12 protein-coding genes and 1 tRNA gene are annotated in these 18,710 nt (G+C 60.9%); 5 read left to right on the forward strand and 8 right to left on the reverse strand.

Annotated elements, in window-relative coordinates:
* Window positions 1-12 precede the first annotated feature (12 nt).
* The 8 genes from Thiosp_RS20395 to rnr form a co-directional block, all read right to left on the reverse strand.
* Complete coding sequence (locus Thiosp_RS20395) at window positions 13-3,012, reverse strand: response regulator (protein ID WP_201068428.1); 3,000 nt, start codon at window positions 3,010-3,012, stop codon at window positions 13-15.
* A gap of 11 nt (window positions 3,013-3,023) precedes the next feature.
* Window positions 3,024-3,569, reverse strand: a complete 546-nt coding sequence (locus tag Thiosp_RS20400; protein WP_201068427.1) for a hypothetical protein — start codon at window positions 3,567-3,569, stop codon at window positions 3,024-3,026.
* Window positions 3,570-3,743: 174 nt separating this feature from the next.
* The gene (locus Thiosp_RS20405; RefSeq protein WP_201068426.1) at window positions 3,744-5,816 is read right to left on the reverse strand and encodes a TonB-dependent receptor plug domain-containing protein; all 2,073 of its coding nucleotides are present in this window, start codon (window positions 5,814-5,816) and stop codon (window positions 3,744-3,746) included.
* 159 nt (window positions 5,817-5,975) lie between these two features.
* Window positions 5,976-7,403, reverse strand: a complete 1,428-nt coding sequence (locus Thiosp_RS20410) for a GGDEF domain-containing protein (RefSeq protein ID WP_201068425.1) — start codon at window positions 7,401-7,403, stop codon at window positions 5,976-5,978.
* Window positions 7,393-8,031 carry a YfiR/HmsC family protein gene (locus Thiosp_RS20415; protein WP_201068424.1) on the reverse strand — a complete coding sequence of 213 codons (639 nt, stop codon included), beginning with the start codon at window positions 8,029-8,031 and terminating at the stop codon, window positions 7,393-7,395. Before Thiosp_RS20415 ends, Thiosp_RS20410 begins: the two co-directional genes overlap by 11 nt.
* Window positions 8,015-10,018: a TonB-dependent receptor plug domain-containing protein gene (locus Thiosp_RS20420; protein WP_323696678.1), complete on the reverse strand. Its 2,004-nt coding sequence runs from the start codon at window positions 10,016-10,018 to the stop codon at window positions 8,015-8,017. The genes Thiosp_RS20415 and Thiosp_RS20420 overlap by 17 nt, the downstream gene beginning before the upstream one ends.
* Before the next feature lie 100 nt (window positions 10,019-10,118).
* Entirely contained in the window at window positions 10,119-10,961 is an 843-nt protein-coding gene (rlmB, locus tag Thiosp_RS20425) for a 23S rRNA (guanosine(2251)-2'-O)-methyltransferase RlmB (protein WP_242518848.1), read from the reverse strand.
* Between the two features lie 52 nt (window positions 10,962-11,013).
* On the reverse strand, window positions 11,014-13,278 hold the full coding sequence (gene rnr / locus Thiosp_RS20430) for a ribonuclease R (protein ID WP_201068422.1): 2,265 nt from the start codon (window positions 13,276-13,278) through the stop codon (window positions 11,014-11,016).
* 222 nt (window positions 13,279-13,500) lie between these two features.
* Here rnr and Thiosp_RS20435 point away from each other — a divergent pair.
* The 5 genes from Thiosp_RS20435 (at window position 13,501) to Thiosp_RS20455 (ending at window position 18,588) form a co-directional block, all read left to right on the forward strand.
* Window positions 13,501-13,587: transfer RNA gene (locus Thiosp_RS20435), tRNA-Leu, on the forward strand.
* A 105-nt stretch (window positions 13,588-13,692) separates the two neighbouring features.
* Entirely contained in the window at window positions 13,693-16,518 is a 2,826-nt protein-coding gene (locus Thiosp_RS20440) for a type I restriction endonuclease subunit R (RefSeq protein ID WP_201068421.1), read from the forward strand.
* Window positions 16,515-17,942, forward strand: coding sequence for a restriction endonuclease subunit S (locus Thiosp_RS20445; protein WP_201068420.1), 1,428 nt, complete (start codon window positions 16,515-16,517; stop codon window positions 17,940-17,942). Before Thiosp_RS20440 ends, Thiosp_RS20445 begins: the two co-directional genes overlap by 4 nt.
* A 5-nt stretch (window positions 17,943-17,947) precedes the next feature.
* Complete coding sequence (locus tag Thiosp_RS20450) at window positions 17,948-18,238, forward strand: nucleotidyltransferase family protein (RefSeq protein ID WP_201068419.1); 291 nt, start codon at window positions 17,948-17,950, stop codon at window positions 18,236-18,238.
* Window positions 18,235-18,588: a HepT-like ribonuclease domain-containing protein gene (locus Thiosp_RS20455; RefSeq protein ID WP_201068418.1), complete on the forward strand. Its 354-nt coding sequence runs from the start codon at window positions 18,235-18,237 to the stop codon at window positions 18,586-18,588. The genes Thiosp_RS20450 and Thiosp_RS20455 overlap by 4 nt, the downstream gene beginning before the upstream one ends.
* The last annotated feature ends 122 nt before the right edge of the window (window positions 18,589-18,710 follow it).

Raw genomic sequence — 18,710 nt, forward strand, 5'->3', positions numbered from 1 at the left:
GCGAGGGAAAGCTCAGGGCATCGCCGTCTCGGCCGACTGGTTGTCGTTACTGGCTGATGGGGCCTCATCGCCGGGTGATTGTCTTGTCTCATTCAGCGCCTGCTCCAGCAGGCGGGTCGACACATCCCTGGACTCGCCCTTGACCAGCGCCCGCTGCAAATCCGCCAGGGCTTCGGCAGCCTGCACTTCGCCGGCGAGTCGCGCGGCTGTTTTCAGACGCTGCGCCAGGGCGATGGCATCGGCCTGTTGCTCGCGCGCGAGATAATCGGTCATGGCTGGCATGGCCCGACTCAGCTGACTGTGGAAGTCAGCCTCGGTGCCGGCCCAGGCAGGCGCCTGGTCATTCCTGCGATCACCCGGCCCCTTGGCATCGCGACCGCGCAAATATGGCAGCAAGGTTTTCAACAACTCGGTTTCGTCGAGCGGTTTGTTCAAAAAGGCCGTCATTCCCGCCGCGCGACACAGGTGCTCGCCTTCGATCATCCCATGGGCGGTCAGTGCGATGACCGGCAGATCCGCCAGGCGCGGGTCGGCGCGCAGGCGTTCTGTCACCTGAAAACCATCGAGGCCGGGCATGCGGATGTCGAGCAGCACAGCGTCGAACCTCTCCCGCCCAAGACAGGCGAGCGCTTCGAATCCATCGGCGGCGGCGGTCACCTCGAATCCCAATCCTTTCAGGACATCGACCGCGATTTCGCGGTTGACGGCGTGATCGTCAGCTACCAGAACCCGGGTACCGGGCGGAATCTGCCCGCTGAGCGCATGCAGCCTGGATGCAGCATTCTCTTGTGGCGGCGATTGGCCCAATGCGCTCAGCAGCGCCCCTCGCAATGCAGCGTGCGACATCGCCTGCGTAACCAGGCCGTCAAAGACTCCATCGCCAGCCTGAGCCTCGGCACCCTGCACCGCGCCGAGCGTTCCAATCAGCACAAGCGCCGGTTTGGGGGAGATCGCCGGGTGCTGGCGCAATTGCCGTACGACAGTGGCTACTTGAGCATCGGCTTGGGCATCTGCCAGGCGAGCATCCAAGAGCACAAGCGAAAAAGCACATCCCTTGCGGCAAGCGTCGCCAAGCATGGACAGGGCGTCAGTGCCCGAGGCCGCCAATGCCACCGCCAAACCCAGGTGATTGAGTGCTTGCCCCAAGAGTGCTTGGGAGAATTCGCGCTCGCTGACGACTAGGGCACGCGTGCCAGGCTCCGGCCAGTTCAGCTCGCTCGGTTGTTCAGCGTCCCGCGACAGACCAAGCTCGGCGGTGAACTGGAAGATACTGCCCCGCTGGGGATAGCTATAGACCTCGATGTCCCCGCCCATGAGTCGCACCAGATGGCGCGAGATCGCGAGCCCCAGACCGGTCCCGCCTTGAGCGCTGCTGGCGTCGGAATTGTCTAGCTGCGAAAAGGGCTGAAACAGGCGCTGCAGGTCCTTCGAGGCAATGCCAACGCCAGTATCTTCAAGCGCAAATTTCAGTCTGACGCGGTCCCTGGCGTGATCCTCGCCGGAATTTCCTGGGCCGCTCCCCCCGGCGCCTCTCCGGATAAGGCCCCGGATATGCTCTGGCTCTGGCTCTGGCACGACCTGCTCGACACACAGCAACACCGAACCGCTCGGGGTGAACTTGATCGCATTGCTGGTCAGGTTCAGGAGCACTTGCCCCAGTCGCACAGGGTCGCCGCGCAGATGCCGCGGCACACCAGGACCGATGGCAAAAGCGATGTCCAGCATTGGCTCCCGGTTTCTGATCGCGGCGAAGCTGGCAATCTGCTCGAGTACCTCATCGAGCGTGAAATTGCGTTCTTCGAGCCTGACCCGCCCGGCTTCCATTTTGGAGACAGCCAGAATGTCATCGAGAATCCTGAGCAGAGACTGCGCTGCCGCGCGAATCTTGCTGGCCCGATCGCGCTGCGCCGGAGGAATATCGGCCTGCAGCAGGAGCTTGGCCAGACCAATAATGCTCGACATCGGCGTGCGCAGCTCGTGGCTTACATTGGCGAGCAGCGCCGTCTTGGCACGACTAGCGCTTTCGGCGCGCTCTTTGGCTTCGAGCAGACTGGCTTCGAGCTCTTTCTGGGTGCTGACATCGCGCGCGACACCTTCGATGACCCTGGTCCCATCAGGAGCATCGACAGCAAGGGTTTCGGTGCATTCAAGCTGCCGCAGTTGTCCCCTGGCATTGCGCACCCGCACCACGCTGCTGGCTGATAGCTGCACGTCACCCACGCCTAAGGGAAACACCGCAGACGCGCTGCTGACATCGACGAGAAACCGCTCGAGCTCACGGCAGAATACCTGCGGCTCGCAGCCCATCACCTCCCGCACGGAGTCACTGGCAAAGAGCAGCCGGCCATCCGCTGATCGGGCGTAGACGAAATAGCCCTGCAGGCGGTTGAGCAACCGCTCGTAGCGTGCCTGGGTCCAGGCCGTTGTTTGCTCGGCGCGCTGGCGACGATCGCGCTGGCGGTGCATGAGCAACGTCAGCAGCAACGCGCCAACCCAGACAACAATCAGCAAGGCACCGCCAAGCGCTGATTGAATCAGCAGGTGGCGTCGGAAAACCTTCAGGTGCTCGCGCAGGAACTGATCCGTGGTCAAGAAGCGGGCGAGACCGATCAAATGGTAATCGCGCGGGTCGAGCAGGGGCACCTCGGCCACCAGGCAGTTCGCACATGCCGGGTCGCCCTGCTGCAACAGCTGCGGATCAAGTTCATCCCATTCAGGCGCCAGTTCGATCGCAAGCGCGGAGAAAAAGGGCTGGCCGGTGTCTTTCTCCTTGAAGCTGAGCACCTCGTTCAGCACATCCTTAAGCGGTTGCGAGCGCGCCTCGGTCATGGCGAGAACCAAGGCCCCAGCCAGACGATCGGCCTGGGCCTGCCCCAATAGATTCGCCTGATGCTGGGCTTCGTTCTGAAGACCTGGCTTGAGTGCGCCCCGCCAATACCCTTCAATCAGCGCGCCAAGCCCCAGTGCAAGAAGCACAAACGCGAGGGTGATCCAACGGGCAAGAGCATTCATGGCACAGGCGCTCAATCAATCGTTTTAGCGATACCGAGGAAAAAACCCTGCAACTTAACGCCGCTCTCTCGCAGCGCGCTCAGGCTCACATAAGGCTGGACCCGGGCTCCAATAAACACGCCAGCTGCAACACCCCGTTCCACATCAGCCTCAAACGGGGAAAACAGCAGACGGGAGTGACGGGCAGAGAAGGCCTGCAGCGAGCGCAAATCCGCCAGTGGCAGGCGCGACTCAGTGATGAAAACAGCCGCTGGGGGAGTTTCGGAACGCTCTTGCAAGGCAGGATCATCACTCAGCACGACACGCAGCCGATACGCCAGTAGCCCACCCGGTTGCTCGAGCTGTTGCCGGTAGCGCTCCGCCGAGGCTCGGTCATGGGCGAAGAACAGAACAATCGCCAGGCGCTCTTGTTGATCGAGCTTGCGCTGCAGATTCTGATCAGCGGCCAGCGTGGCGCGAAAGATCTTCAGGCCAATTTCAACCCGACGCCTTTCACTCGCGCCCGTAGCCAGCGCATCTTGAAGACTTGCGCCCAGCACGCACGCTAGCAGCAGCATTAACAAGACAACGCGAATGCAGTTAACGAGCTGACATTTCGCCGTCCAAGACGCACCTTCAGATTGCCTGACTGACGCCCCGGCCTGCCTCGAAATCATCCTTAACAGCGAGATCCCATGAATAAACATCAGAAACCGGGATTGCCAAGCGTCGCAACGAACGCGAGACGATAATTAATTAAGCGTGTAAGCAAACTGAATCCAAAGAGCACGTCCCTCCAGCAACGGGTAATCGTACTCGTAAGTATCCATTGGCGCAGGGGAGCGAATGGATTCATTCAATAGATTGGTCGCGCCAGCGCGCACCGTTAACCCGTTGACTCCAACGTCGAACCAGCTCAGCGTTAGGGACAGGTCGTTGTATGCACCCAAAGGGTCGGTGCGCGAATCCAGCGGATCTCGCGCCCGATCGCCGACGTAGCGCCAGCGCCCAGCGAGCAGAACATCTTTGCGGGGATTGTAGAAAACGCCAAGATTACCGAGCCATTTTGCCGCGCCGGGGACGGGGCCACCAGTCTCCTCGTTTAAGGTGTCCGCATAGCTCAGATTGGCATTCAGCTTGAAGTCGCGCCAGAACCGCTGCTCCCACTCGAGTTCGACCCCCTTCAGACGCTCTTTGCCGCGATTGAAGATGCCTTCAGGAGTCGTGACGATGATGTCAAATAACTTGGAGTAGTAAAGGGTCAGGCGGGCGACAGTGTTCGGCTTGCGGAAAATGTAGCCGATCTCCGCCGTGTGAACGCGCTGCGGTTGATCCGGCGTTTCCTGCTCTGTCGGCGGCAACGGGACATAATACCGCTGAAGCAGCGTGGGCGGAAAAAACGCACCGGCAAACTGAGCTTTAACCACGTGCCTGTCGTTGATGCGCCAGACACCGGCAAAGCGAGGGGAAAAACTGCCGCTAACATCGCTGTAATGGTCATAGCGTGCGCCGAGCGTCAGATCGAGATTCTCAAGGACGGACCACTGATCCTGAATCGCCAGGCTGCTGATGGTGCGAGCCGCGTCTGGCGAGAAAGTCGCAAGTTCTCCCGAATAGCGACGCATTCCGGGCAACGGCTCGAAGGTAAAGATATCGGCGTTAAAGGCGCGCCATGCATCGAGTCCTTCATCCCTCGCAACGCTGAACTCCACGCGCAACTTGTGGTAGTCCCAGCCCGTCCATTCGAGAAAGCTCTCGGCTTTGGTCGACATGACCGAAAACCATCTCTCAGTGTACAACCCATCTGGCAGTACCGGACTGCCTGGCACCGCAGGCGCACCGGGAGGCCGCAGGAGTTTGTCTAAGAAAGAGTCTATCTGTTGCCAGCGGAGGATCAAAGCACCGTTTAGATTCGCCATTGGCGCAAAGTCAACGCGGCCCTGAAGCAACCATTGACTTCCATCCAAACGATCGTTTTGGCGGGACGGATCAGGCAGGACGCCGGTGCTACCGAAGAACGCGTTTTTGCGACTGAACTGATATTGCGCGAACAGCGAGGCATTGCCCACATCAAGGTTAAGCTGTCCGAATCGATATTGCTCACCACTATCGACCGGCCCCGGAGCATTGGAGACTGAAGCCAGCCCGATGGTATGGAGCAGGTCTCTCTCAACCCACAGATCAGCCCCGCGACTATCCCAGCCTGCCAGGTTCACTCGCAGCGAAAGGTCTCGCTCGGGGTCGTCAAAGCGGTAGATAGCACCGACTTCCGTGGTGCCATTGTCACCGTAGCGCAGGTGTGCGTAGGGTTGCGAGTATGTAACGATGTTGATCAGGCCAGCGAAAGCCGATTCCCCGTAGAGCGCGGAGCCAGGGCCGCGAATCACCTCGATACGCTCGACTTGCGCAATCGGTAACTCGAAGTACGTCGAGTTTCCCGCGAGGCTGTTATTCAGCGGCACGGAGTCAATCAGAACCTTGACTTCATTATTTCCATTATCAATGCCACGAAAAGACGCAGTGAAAAGACCTTCTTGCCGACGGTCGATGACCACGCCAGGCACCAGAGTCAAAGCTTCCGCCACAGTCCGCACACCCAGAGCCATCATCTCATCGCGCCTTAGAATGGTCACGATGCCGGGCACATAGTCAGCATTCATGCGGTTCTTGGTGGCAATCTCCGTCGCGTCAGCGATCACGTCAAGAACCTTGGATTCGAGCGACCGGCTCTCCAACCCCTGCTCTGATGGATCGAACTCCCCCGCAGCCTCGCGGCCAATGCCGCATTCCGGCATTGACAGCCCCGCGCATAGCAGGACAAGCATGCCAGTGCCGAATCGAGGTGTCCGTGTGGATAAAGCCATATCTCCGACGCGAAAAATGCCCTGGCCAGATTGCTTCTTGTCGCACTTGATTTAAGTGTATTTTGGCGTCTGCCGAGCGCGACCAGAGTAGTCATTATGCGGCATTCGCGCAGAGACCGCTTAGCCGATCACCCGGTTACGCCCCTGCTGCTTAGCCAGGTAGAGATTGCGGTCGGCGGCTTCGAGCAGGCTGTCGACGTCGGTTCCACAATGCTCGGCAATGCCTCCGCTGATGGTCAATTTCAGATTGGGCCGGATCGGGGGCAGGCTTTCGATGCCAACGCGGATGCGCTCGGCGAGCTCGGCAGCGGTATTGCGGGTCGCGAAGGGCAGAATGACGAGGAATTCTTCACCGCCATAACGCCCGCAGGTATCAGCGGCGCGAATGCACTCGCGCATGGCCTCGGCGGTCTGAATCAACACCGCATCGCCAACGGCATGGCCATAGGTATCATTAACGGCCTTGAACTCGTCCAGGTCGAACAAGATCACCGAGAGCGAATGGCGGTCATTCTCGGTACGGGCGATCTCTTCCTCCAGCCGCTCGAACAGGAAACGCCGGTTGTAGCTTTTGGTCAGTCCATCGGTGTTAGCGGCCAGGTGCAGTCGCTGCTGCACGGCCTTTAGCTCGGAGACATCCACCAGCGACACCACCGGGTGAGGCGCGTTCGAGACATTCACCTCGGTTGCGGACAGAATGGCCCAGCGCGGTTCGCCGTCCTCTGCGCTGAGTTGAATCTCGCGCCGATCGGGTCCGGACAGGTCCATCCCCAGTGCCCTGATCTTTCGCCAGGCCAGGCTATCGAGCCGCCCGGTCGCACTGGGAACGAGCTCCAGATAACGCTGCGCCGCCTTGTTGGCCAAGGCGATACGCCGCTGGTCCTGCTCCAGCAGCAGGATCGGGAAGGGGGCGACGTCGAGCAAATTGCGCACATTCGATTCGCTTTCGCGCAGACGCAGCAGCAACCGCACAGTTCCGAGCCAGGCCACAACAATCAGGGCCAGAATGCTGCCACCGGCCCAGATCAGTCTGATCCGTACATCGCCGATCAGGCGGTTCAACGAAGCTGTATTGCAGTAAAAGGTGGCGATACCGATGAGTTGTTGATTGCGCGGATGATAGAGGGGCGCATCGACCTTCAGGCAGTCGGTACACTGCGCCTGTCCGCGCGCAAGGCGCTGGCGCTCAGGCGGGACTGCAACGCTATCGGGGTCCAGTTCCAGCTCGATGCGCAGCGTCAGCTTGGAGTCATCCTGAGGCTCCTTGAGCAACAGCATCCCATTGATGCGGGTGTCGAGTTCGTCGAGCAATCGCGACTGCGCCAGGTCGAGCCCGAACAGCACCTCCAGACTGCGCGCCTGCGCCTGGGCCAGGGCGCGCACGCGGCTTTCGGCATCGGCGCGCAGATTGGGCTCCAGCACCAGCAGCCAGTAGCCGGTCATCAAGGCCATCAGCAGCACGCCAAGGCTGGCGAACAAAATCGCTAGATTGCGCTCGAATGCCAGCGAGCGATGCAGGGAACCCATAAAGCCGCGCTTACTCCTCATGATGGGCCACCCGCAGGAAAAACGCCTTGAACCGCAGACCGGCGCGTTCGGCCTGCGCGAGATTGACCGCTGGCAGAATCCGGTCGGTGACATAGACCCCAGCCACCGCGCCTCGAGCCACATCGCCGGTAAAAGGGGAAAAGACCAGAACGCCGCGCCCTTCAGACAGACGCTGCAACTGTGCCGAGGCCATCCCGACGCTCGCCACGAACACCGCGGCCAGCGATGCGTCCGCCTCCTCAAGCAAGTCAGCAATGGGTACGGGTCTGACCTTAAGCCGCAGCCCCTGCACCTCCCCAACCTCCTCAATGGAGCTCACCACCTCACGCACGCTGGCATCTAGCGTCTGGTAGCCAACCGCAATATGCAACTGGCCATCGCGGCTGTGGTCCCGCTTCAGGTCCTCTACAGCGCCGAGCACGGCGGGAAAGAGCTTGAGCCCGACCCGCAGGCGCTGCTCTTCCTCCGGCCACAGGCCGCCCGCCAACGCCGCTGCCTGGGCTAGCGCGACACCCACCAGCACCAGACACAAAAAGGCAACAGGCAGACGCCGCCGCGCGGAGATGCGCGGACTGCCAGGACTGGAGCCTGACTCGGGCGGGATCACGCGATCAGAACGCGTACCCAAGCTCGAGCCACCAGCGCCGGTCGGGACGGGGGTAATCGTCAGCGTAGATCCAGTCGACACCGCCAGCGCTCGCCTCCTGATCGGGGTAGCGCACATTGGCATTGGCGAGATTCTTGACCCCGAGACGTGCGAAGGGACCCGAGCCGGGTTTGGCATAACTGAGCGTCAGGTCCAGCGTGGTATAGGCCTCGAGCGGGTCGCGGTCATCGTCCTCGCGGCGCTCAGTTTCACCAACATAGGCCAGCTGCGCGGCCAGAGTCCAGGCCGGCGCCGGGCGCCAGATCAGCGCCAGATTCGCCAGCAGGTTGGTGCCGCCGGGCAGCGAGCGGCCGCTGCTTTCATCTCGGGTTTGGACATAGGACAGGTTGCCATCGAGCTTAAGATCGCGGCGCAGGCGCTGCTGATACTCAAACTCCACACCTTGCAGTCGGGCATCAGCGACATTGGCATAGGCACTCTCAGGGTTGTAGAAGACGATCGGATCAGTCAACTCGGAGTGAAACACAATCACCCGCCCTTCCCAGGTCGGCTTTTTCAGGATGTAGCCGAGCTCGTAGGTCGCAATCTCGCCAAAGCCGATGTCATCGTTGGCGGAGTATTCCTGCTCGTAGAAGGTTGGCGGACGAAAGGCGCGCGCATACTGCGCCTTGATGATGTTCTCGGCATCGATGCGCCAAACTGCCGCCAGCCGCGGGCTGAGATGCGAGCCGACATCGCTGTAGTCATCAAAGCGCAGCGCGCCGGTCAGGGTCAGCCGCTCGTTGAGGCGGAATTCATCCTGCACGATCGCGCTCAGGATGCGCCGGTTGCGCTGGTCATCCAGCCAGGGGAAGTCGATTTCAAACGCCGCTGGCCAGTCCCAGGTGGCCTCGTCCACCGCGACATGACTGGCTTCCAGACCAAAGAGGACCTGATGGCGATCATTCGGGTTCCAGTGCGTATCGGCGGCGATTAAATAGCGGGTTTCCTGATAATCCTGGCTCATGACTACCGACTCGTCGTCGAAGAAATAGCCGGTGGGAAACACAAACAGGTCATCGCGATCGCGCTCGTAGCGAAGTACCTCGAACCGCAGCCGGCTGCGCCAGCGCGCATTGAAGGTCAGATCGGTGCCAAGCTGCAAGGATTGGTAACGCTGTCGCGAGGCCAGCCGGTCATCATCCGGCGGCAAAAAGTGATTGATGCCGAAATAGTCGCCGTAGTCATCATCGAGCAGCTTGATTGAGCCAAAGAAAGCGCCCCAGCGGATGTCGGCAAAGAGTCCGCGATAGCGATGCGACTCATTCGAGAGGCCCGGGGCATTGGAGATCTCGGGCATGCCGAGGTTGAAGGCCGCATCGGTGGCGACATCAACCCCGCCGTCGCCATCCAACCCGTAAGCATTGACCGACAACGCCAGATCGCGTTCGGGGTCGGCCCAGTGCCACATCAGGCCGCCACCGTAATCGCCGTCCTCCATCGCCGAGGCCGAGACTTCGCGGTCGCCCGTGCGCGTGATGACATCGATCACGCCAGCAAAGGCATACTCCCCATGCACCGAGGCGCCAGGGCCGCGAATCACCTCGATGCGCTCGACCTGCTCGATGGGAATGTTGAGCACCGGGTTGGCGGTGGCATAGAGGGTGGCGTTCATCGACACGCCATCGAGCAGGATCTTGAGATTGCCCGAGGCGTAGCCGTAGCCGATGCCGCGGCTCAGAATCTGGCGCTCGCCGGTCATCTCGATGGCCTGGCTGATGCCAGGCACCAGCGCCAGCGCCTCACTGACCGAGCGCACGCCACGCGCGCGCAGATCATCGCCGGTTAAAATCGTCGCCATGCCTGGCACATAATCGGCATTCATGCCGCTTTTGGTGGCAAGCTGCGTCTGCTGGTCGATGATGGAGAGCAGGTCATTGAGCGATTCGGTGTCCGCGACTTCCCCAGCCCGCTCGCTGGCGAAACCCGCCGCGCTGAGCAGAGATGTCAGCAAGACAGTTGCCGTCACGGACTGGCGCGTCCAGGCGCCAAGAGACGAAAATTGCGCGCTACTGATCATGACGCATCCAAAATAAGGTTGAGCTGCAGACATCGCCGCTGGTCTGGGCTTAAGCCGCAACCGCTAACCGCTGGCGCACAGCCTCATAGAGACAAATCCCGGCGCTGACCGAGACATTCAGGCTCTCGACCTGACCGCGCATCGGCAGGGCCGCAAGTTGGTCGCAGTGCTCGCGCGTCAGGCGTCGCATGCCTTTGCCCTCGCTGCCGAGCACCAGTGCGAGCGGGCCCTTTAACTCGAGCTCGAACAGGCTGTGCGATGCCTGGCCAGCCAGCCCAAGAACCCAGACCCCGCGCTCCTGGAGCTGGGTCAAGGTGCGGGACAGATTGGTCACCTGCACGAAAGGCACACTGGCCGCGGCACCGCTGGCCACCTTGACCGCCGTGGCATTCAGCCCCACGGCGCGATCGCGCGGGGCAATGACCGCGAGTGCGCCAGCACCGTCGGCACAGCGCAGGCAGGCGCCCAGATTATGCGGGTCGGTGACGCCGTCGAGCACCAGCAGCAGCGGGTCGCGCGGGCCGGCCGCGAGTAACTGGTCCAGATCGGCCTCGGTGCGAGCGACCGGCGCATCGGTCCAAGCCAGCGCACCCTGATGATTACCGCCACTGGCGGCATCATCGAGCGCATCCCGGGCCTGCCGGCGCACGGGCACACCATCGGCGCGCGCCTGCTCGACCAGTTCATTCAGACGACGATCGCGCCGGGCGCGGTCAAGCCACAGCTCGCGCACCCCGCCCTGGTTCAGGGCCGCGCGCACGGCATTGATGCCAATCACGACCGCGGCACCTGCGCTTTTCACCAGTCCATCCGCGTTGCTGACGCAGGCTTTACCCGCGCCATCCGCTTTGCCCCTGCCACCCGCCTTGGCGTTCCCATTCCCCTTGGCCATGGTGATTCGCTCTGCTCTCCCTTGCTCTGCGCTAGTCCGCTGCGACCACGGTTCAGCTAGCGGCGCGTTTACGGCTGCCGCGACGGCGGGAGCGCTTCGCGCCCTCGGACTTCTTGTCCGCGGGTGCCAGCACGAAGTCGATCTTGCGGTCATCGAGATTGACTGCCGCCACCTGCACCCGTAACCGGTCGCCGAGCCGATAGACTTGGCCCGTGCGGGCGCCATTGAGTCGGTGGCCGATGGGGTCGAAGTGGTAGAAGTCGTTATCCAGCGCAGTAATGTGCACCAGCCCGTCGACATAGACATCGTCGAGTTCGACGAACAGGCCAAAGCCCTGCACGCTGACGATGGTGCCGTCGAACTGCTCGCCGAGCTTGTCGCGCATGTACTCGCATTTCAGCCAGTCGGCGGCATCGCGGGTGGCCTCGTCGGCGCGCCTCTCGGTGCCTGAGCAATGCTCGGCAATCTGCTGTAGTTCGGGCTTGGAGTAATCCAGCTCCGCCACACTTCCACCGGCCAGAATGTGCTTGAGGATGCGGTGGACGATTAGGTCCGGATAGCGGCGGATCGGTGAGGTGAAATGGGTATAGCCCTCGTAGGCCAGACCAAAGTGGCCGACATTGTCCGAGCTATACATCGCCTGCTGCATGGAGCGCAGCAGCACGGTCTGGATGAGATGAAAATCCGCCCGCCCGCGCACTGAATCCAGCAGGGTGCCATAGTCCTTGGCAGTGGGCTTGTCGCCGCCAGGCAGGTTCAGCCCGAGCTCGGCAAGAAACTCACGCAGGTCGGAGAGCTTCTCGGCCTTGGGCTGCTCGTGGATGCGAAACAGCGCCGGCATCTTCCTGCGCTCGAACTGCCGTGCGGCGGCCACATTGGCCGCGAGCATGCATTCTTCGATCAGGCGATGGGCATCGTTGCGGGTGCGCGGCTCGATTGATGCCAGGCGGCCCTGCTCGTTGAAGATGAACTGGGTCTCGACCGTATCGAAGTCGATGGCCCCGCGCTCGCTGCGTGCCTCAAGCAGCGCATGAAACAGCTGATGCAGTTCATGCAGGTGCGGCAGCAACTCGGCATGCTGCTCAGACAGTTCGGGCTCGCCATCGATCCGCCCATCGCTCAACAGGCTCGCGACCTGATCATAGGTGAGACGGGCAGCCGAGCGCATCACGCCCTCGAAGAAGCGCGAGCGGGTCACCCGGCCTTCGCGGTTGACATAAAGCTCGCACCCCGTGCACAGGCGATCGACCTGCGGATTGAGCGAGCAGAGCCCGTTGGACAGCACCTCCGGCAGCATCGGGATGACCCGATCAGGGAAATACACCGAATTGCCGCGCGCGCGGGCTTCCTCGTCCAGCGCCGTGCCTGGCATCACATAGGCCGAGACATCGGCAATGCACACCAACAGCCGCCAACCCTTGGGCTTGCGCTCGGCATAGACGGCGTCGTCGAAGTCACGCGCATCGGCGCCGTCGATGGTAACCAGCGGCAAGCCGCGCAAGTCCTCGCGCCCGGCCTTGGCCGCTTCCGGCACCTCCTCGGTCAGATCGGCAATCTGCGCCAGCACCGCCTCGGGCCAGGCAACGGGCAGATCGTGCGCGCGGATGGCGATGTCGGTCTCCATACCAGAGGCCATGTGATCGCCCAGGACTTCCTGAACCCGCCCAAGCGGCTGCGTGCGCTTGGTGGGCTGATCGGTGATCTCCGCCACCACGATCTGGCCCTTGGTCGCCTGACCAACGCGATCACTCGGGACGATGATGTCGTGATTGATCCGCTTGTTGTCCGGCACCACGAAACCAACACCGCTCTCGGAATAAAAACGCCCCACCACCGACTGGGTGTTGCGCTCGAGAACCTCCACCACCGCCCCTTCGAGCCGCCCACGCCGGTCGCGCCCGGTCACCCGCGCGACAATGCGATCGCCATGGAAGAGCGCGCGCATCTCTTTCGGGTAGAGATAAAGATCATCCCCGCCGTCATCTGGCTTGAGGAAGCCAAAGCCATCCGGATGCCCGATTACCCGCCCGGCGATCAGATCCTTCTTGTTGACCAGGCAGTAAGCGGCGCGGCGATTGCGCACCAGCTGCCCGTCGCGCACCATGGCGCCAAGGCGGCGCTCCAGCGCCTGCTGCTGCTCGGGGTCAGTCAGGCCGAGCGCTTGGGCAACGGCCTCAAAGTCCATCGGCACCCCGCCGTCGGTCAGGGTCTCGAGAATGAACTCGCGGCTGGGGATGGGGTTGTCGTACTTCCTCGCCTCACGCTCGCGGTGCGGATCGAGGGCCTTTGTCGATTGAGTCTTCTTGCGTCTGGCCACGGTCACCTGGCATATCGCTCGGTAAAAACCGCTAGTCTAGCGCACACTGGCTTGCGACACCCAAGGCGAACACCTGATATCGCCAACCCCCGCTGACCTGAAACAACGAAATCCGCGCGCAACAACGCAAAAAGGCGCGCACGCGCAAGTTGACAGCCTCCCCCCGGCTCACTAAGATTCGCGCTTCCGCTGCAGCCGTTCTGGCTCGCACCGCTCCCCTTTGCCGAGGTGGCGGAATTGGTAGACGCGCATGGTTCAGGTCCATGTGGGCGAAAGCTCGTGGAGGTTCAAGTCCTCTCCTCGGCACCATCAACCTTCCTTGCCCTATTTCGCAATCGCCACTGACAATCTGTGGCAAAATCTGGCCGATGAGGCACCCGCAACGGGGATAGACTCACGGACAGGTCGCGAGGAATGACTGCGGAACCCGCCAACCAGAACGCCGAGCAACTCGCCAGAGACGCCATCGACCGGCAGCTCGCCGCTGCGGGCTGGGTCGTGCAGAAACAGAAAACGCTCGATTTCAACGCCGGCCCCGGTATCGCCGTGCGCGAGTACCAGACCGACGTCGGTCCAGCCGATTATGTGCTCTTTGTCGACCGCCAGCCGCTTGGCGTGATCGAGGCTAAGCCTGAGGATTGGGGCCACAAAATCACCACGGTAGAGCTTCAGGCCGAGACCTACGCCGCCGCGCGGCTGAAATGGCTCCATCACACCAAACCCCTGCCCTTCGTCTACGAATGCACCGGCGTCATCACCCGCTTCACCGACGCCCGAGACCCCAAACCGCGCTCGCGCGAAGTCTTCAGCGTTCATCGTCCCGAGACCCTGGCTGAATGGGCCAAGCAGCCCGCCTCCCTGCGCGCACGGCTTGGCCAGCTGCCAACACTGATCACCGGCGGACTGCGCGACTGCCAGGTGCGCGCCATCATCAATCTGGAAGATTCTCTCAAGGCCGCCAGGGCGCGTGCCCTGGTCCAGATGGCGACCGGCGCGGGCAAGACCTTCACCGCCATCAGTGCAGTGTATCGGCTGCTTAAATTTGGCGATGCCAAGCGCGTGCTCTTCCTGGTCGACACCCGCAACCTGGGCGAGCAGGCCGAACAGGAATTCATGGCCTTCGTGCCCAATGATGACAATCGCAAATTCACCGAGCTGTATAACGTTCAGCGCCTGAGCTCCGGCCACATCGCCCGGGACAGCCAGGTCTGCATCAGCACCATCCAGCGCATGTACGCGCTCCTCAAAGACCAATCGCTGGACGAGGCGGCCGAGGAAACCAACCCGGCCGAGCAACTGGTCAAGGGCAAACAGCCGCTGCCGGTCGTCTACAACCCCTGGATTCCGCCTGAGTTCTTTGACGTCGTCATCATCGACGAATGCCACCGCTCCATCTACAACCTCTGGCGCCAGGTGCTCGAATACTTCGACGCTTTCTTGGTTGGCCTGACCGCCACGCCCGACAGCCGCACCTATGGCTTCTTTCACAAGAACGTCGTCAGCGAGTATCCGCACGAGCAAGCCGTCGCCGATGGCGTCAATGTCGGCAACGAGGTATTTGAGATCGAGACCGGGCGCACCAGGGAAGGCGCCGTCATCAAAGCCAAGCAGCAGGTCGAGCGCCGCGAGCGCCTCACCCGCCGCCGGCGCTGGGAAATGCAGGACGCCGATGAGACCTACACCGCCAAGGACCTAGACCGGTCGGTGGTTAATCCCGACCAGATTCGCACCGTCATCAGCGCCTATCGCGACAGCCTTGCGCGCATCTTTCCCGGACGCCGGGAGGTTCCCAAAACCCTGATCTTCGCCAAGACCGACAGCCACGCCGACGACATTATCCAGATCGTGCGCGAAGTCTTTGACGAAGGCAACGCCTTCTGCAAGAAGGTCACCTACCGCGCCGCGCGCGACCGCCAGGACAAGGACGGCGGGCTGCTCGAAAAAGGCGAGGACCCCAAGTCCATTCTGGCCCAGTTTCGCAACGCCTATCACCCGCGCATCGCCGTCACAGTGGACATGATCGCCACCGGTACCGACGTCAAACCGCTCGAGTGCCTGATTTTCATGCGCGACGTGCGCAGCCGCAATTACTTCGAGCAGATGAAAGGCCGTGGCACCCGCACCCTGGACGCCGACGGACTGAAGAAGGTCACGCCATCGGCCTGCACCGCCAAGACCCACTATGTCATCGTCGATGCAGTTGGCGTCACCCGCTCACTCAAGACCGCGAGCCGGCCACTGATCACCAAACCCTCGGTCCCGCTCAAGGATCTCGCCACTGGTGTGATGATGGGCGTGCGCGACGAGGACAGCGTCAGCTCCCTGGCCGGACGCCTTGCCCGCCTCGACAAGCAACTCGACGACCCGGAGCGGGCACGCATTCAGACCGCCGCCGGCGGCACCCGGCTCACCACCATCGTTCGCTCCCTGGTTGACGCCATCGATCCCGACCGCATCGAAGAACGCGCGCGCATTATCACCGGCAGCGACCACGGCTTCGGCGAGCCCGGCGACAGCCAGCGCGACCAGGCGCGGGATGAATTGGTCGGCGAAGCCGCCCGGATCTTCACCGGCCCGCTGATCGAACTACTCGACAGCATCCGCCGCGACAAGGAACAAATCATCGACCACGACAATCTCGACAACCTGGTCACCGCCGACTGGGCCGGCGAGACGGCCGAAAACGCCGCCGCACTGCGGAAAGAATTCGCGCAATATCTCAGCGAGCACCGCGACCAGATCGAGGCACTGTCCATCTTCTTCACCCAGCCCGCCCGCCGCGCCGCGGTCACTTATGGCATGATCCAAAGCCTGCTCGACCAGCTGCGCCAGGACCGCCCCAAGCTCGCCCCGCTGCGCGTGTGGCAAGCCTATTCTCAACTCGACCAGCTACCGGCAGGAACCGCCAGCCCGATCAGCGAGCTGACTACCCTGGTCGCCCTGATCCGGCGCGTCTGCGGCATCGACCAACGCATCGCACCCTACGACGACACCGTGCGCCGCAACTTCCAGAACTGGATCATGCGCCGCCACAGCGGCGCCGGCGAGAAGTTCAACGAAGAGCAAATGGCCTGGCTGCGCATGATTCGCGATCATGTGGCTGGGTCGTTCCGGTTCGAGCGAGATGATTTGGAATTGGCGCCTTTCGATGGCCAGGGTGGGATTGGTCGGATGTATCAGTTGTTTGGCGAGGGGATGGATGAGGTTATTGAGAAGTTGAATGAGGTATTGGCTGCGTGACTTTAGTTCCCAAGATTGATACTGGTCTTCATTACCCGATCAACATCCACGCAATCCCTTCGAGTTGGGCTGTCGATTATATAGGCCATTTCACCGATGAAATACAGCCCGGGTTTTCCTGTGGCACACACAACTCGAACGCAGAAGGCGTGCCACATTTGCGCCCAATGAATATTTCTCGTAAAGGCAAAGTGGATTTGGACGAGGTCAAGCATGTTGCCAGAGAGCATGACAACCGCCGTCTATCGCAAGGAGATGTTTTATTTAACAACACAAATAGCCCAGAGCTGATTGGAAAAACCGCTCTCGTATCTAAGCTTGCGATCGGGGTCGCATTTTCGAACCACATGACAAGACTCAGGTTCAATACTGCAATAGATCCCCGATTTGCTGCACTACAGATTCACTACCTATGGATGATGAAGTACTTTCTTCATCGCTGCGTCAAGCATGTCAATCAAGCAAGCGTTTCATCGCGAAATCTTGCTCGTTCAGTGCCTTTGGTTGCCCCACCTATCAATGAACAACGACGCATCGTAGCCAAAATTGAAGAACTGTTTTCTGAGTTGGACAAGGGTATCGAAAGCCTGAAAACCGCCCGAGGGCAACTCAAGGTCTATCGCCTGGCCGTGCTTAAGCACGCTTTTGATTGCAAGCTTACAGCTCTGTGGCGCAGGAATAAGAATCGAGCTCCTTGGGAACAGATTCTATTTGGCTCCCTTCTATCACATGTCACCTCCGGCTCAAGAGGCTGGGCGAAATACTACTCAAGCAATGGCGATATTTTCATTCGCGCCCAGAATCTGAAGCATGACCGACTCGATCTTAGTGATGTGGCTTATGTGCAGCTTCCAGAGCAGTCCGAAGGGATGCGGACGCGCGTTCGAGTCGGCGATTTGCTGATCACGATAACGGGCGCCAATGTTACCAAAACTGGATATATTCACTCCGATATTGGAACTGCCTATGTCAGCCAGCATGTTGCACTTTGCCGCCCGAAGCAAAATGCAGATCCCGAATATCTTTATTGGTACCTGACTGCTGAGTCAGCAGGCCGGAAACAGCTAAAGGGGATGGCATATGGAGCAGGAAAGCCCGGATTGAATCTCGACAATATTCGATCGGTCGAAATTCGCTTTCCAGAGCTTGACGAGCAGAAATTCATCGTTCAAAAAATCCATGAATTGCTTACAGTCGAAGAAAACCTGACATCAGTGATCGATTCCGAGCTACGACGGACCGAATCCCTCCGCCAAGCCATCCTCAAAAAAGCCTTCTCCGGCCAACTCGTCCCCCAGGACCCCTACGACGAACCCGCATCGGTGCTGCTCGAACGTATTCGCGCGGACAAAGCTGCTCAAACTGAAACAAACCAGCCCAAAGGCAGACGCCAACCCCGCCAAAAGCGGACCGTGCCGGTCTGAAAGCTATGTTGATCGATACGCTACAGGCACAGCGCGAGACTATTATCGCCTTGGGCAAGGAGTATGGTGCGCGGCACATCCGGGTGTTTGGCTCCGTTGCCCGACGTGAGGAAGGGCCAGACAGTGATGTCGACCTCTTGGTCGAGCTTCCGCGCGGTTATGATCTTTTTGCGCAGCGGCTGCCACTGACCGATCGCCTGAGCGATCTGCTTGGCCGCCGCGTCGAGCTAATACCCGAACATGAGCTCAGCCGCCACATCCGTGATCAGGTCCTGACCGAGGCGATCGCCTTATGAGCAAAACCTGGCAAGCCCACGCACGTCACATCCTGGACGCCATCGGGCGCATTCGGCTGATCGATTCCCGAGGCGACCTGACGCAGGACGTCGTCCTCTACGATGCCGCACTGCGTAACTTGCAGACACTCTCCGAGTCGACACAGCAACGACCAAAAGCCATGAAAGAGGCCCATCCAGAAATCCCCTGGCGCCAGATCAGCGGATTTCGCAACATCCTCGTGCACAACTATCTTGGCGACATTGATCCGCTGACCATCGCCTCCGTCATTGAACGCAACCTCCAACCGCTGGAGGACTGCGTTCAAACAATGCTTGACAGTGACCTGCCGAACAACCGTGAACAGTGATCCGATCGTCGAAGAGATCCGTCGAGGCCGTCGCGCGCATGCAGCGAGGTTCGGGAATGATATGAAAGCCATCTGTACGGATTATCGCAGACGCGAAAACGAGCTCGCTAAGCGCCTGATCG

The organism is Thiorhodovibrio litoralis (assembly GCF_033954455.1).
GTDB lineage: Bacteria > Pseudomonadota > Gammaproteobacteria > Chromatiales > Chromatiaceae > Thiorhodovibrio > Thiorhodovibrio litoralis.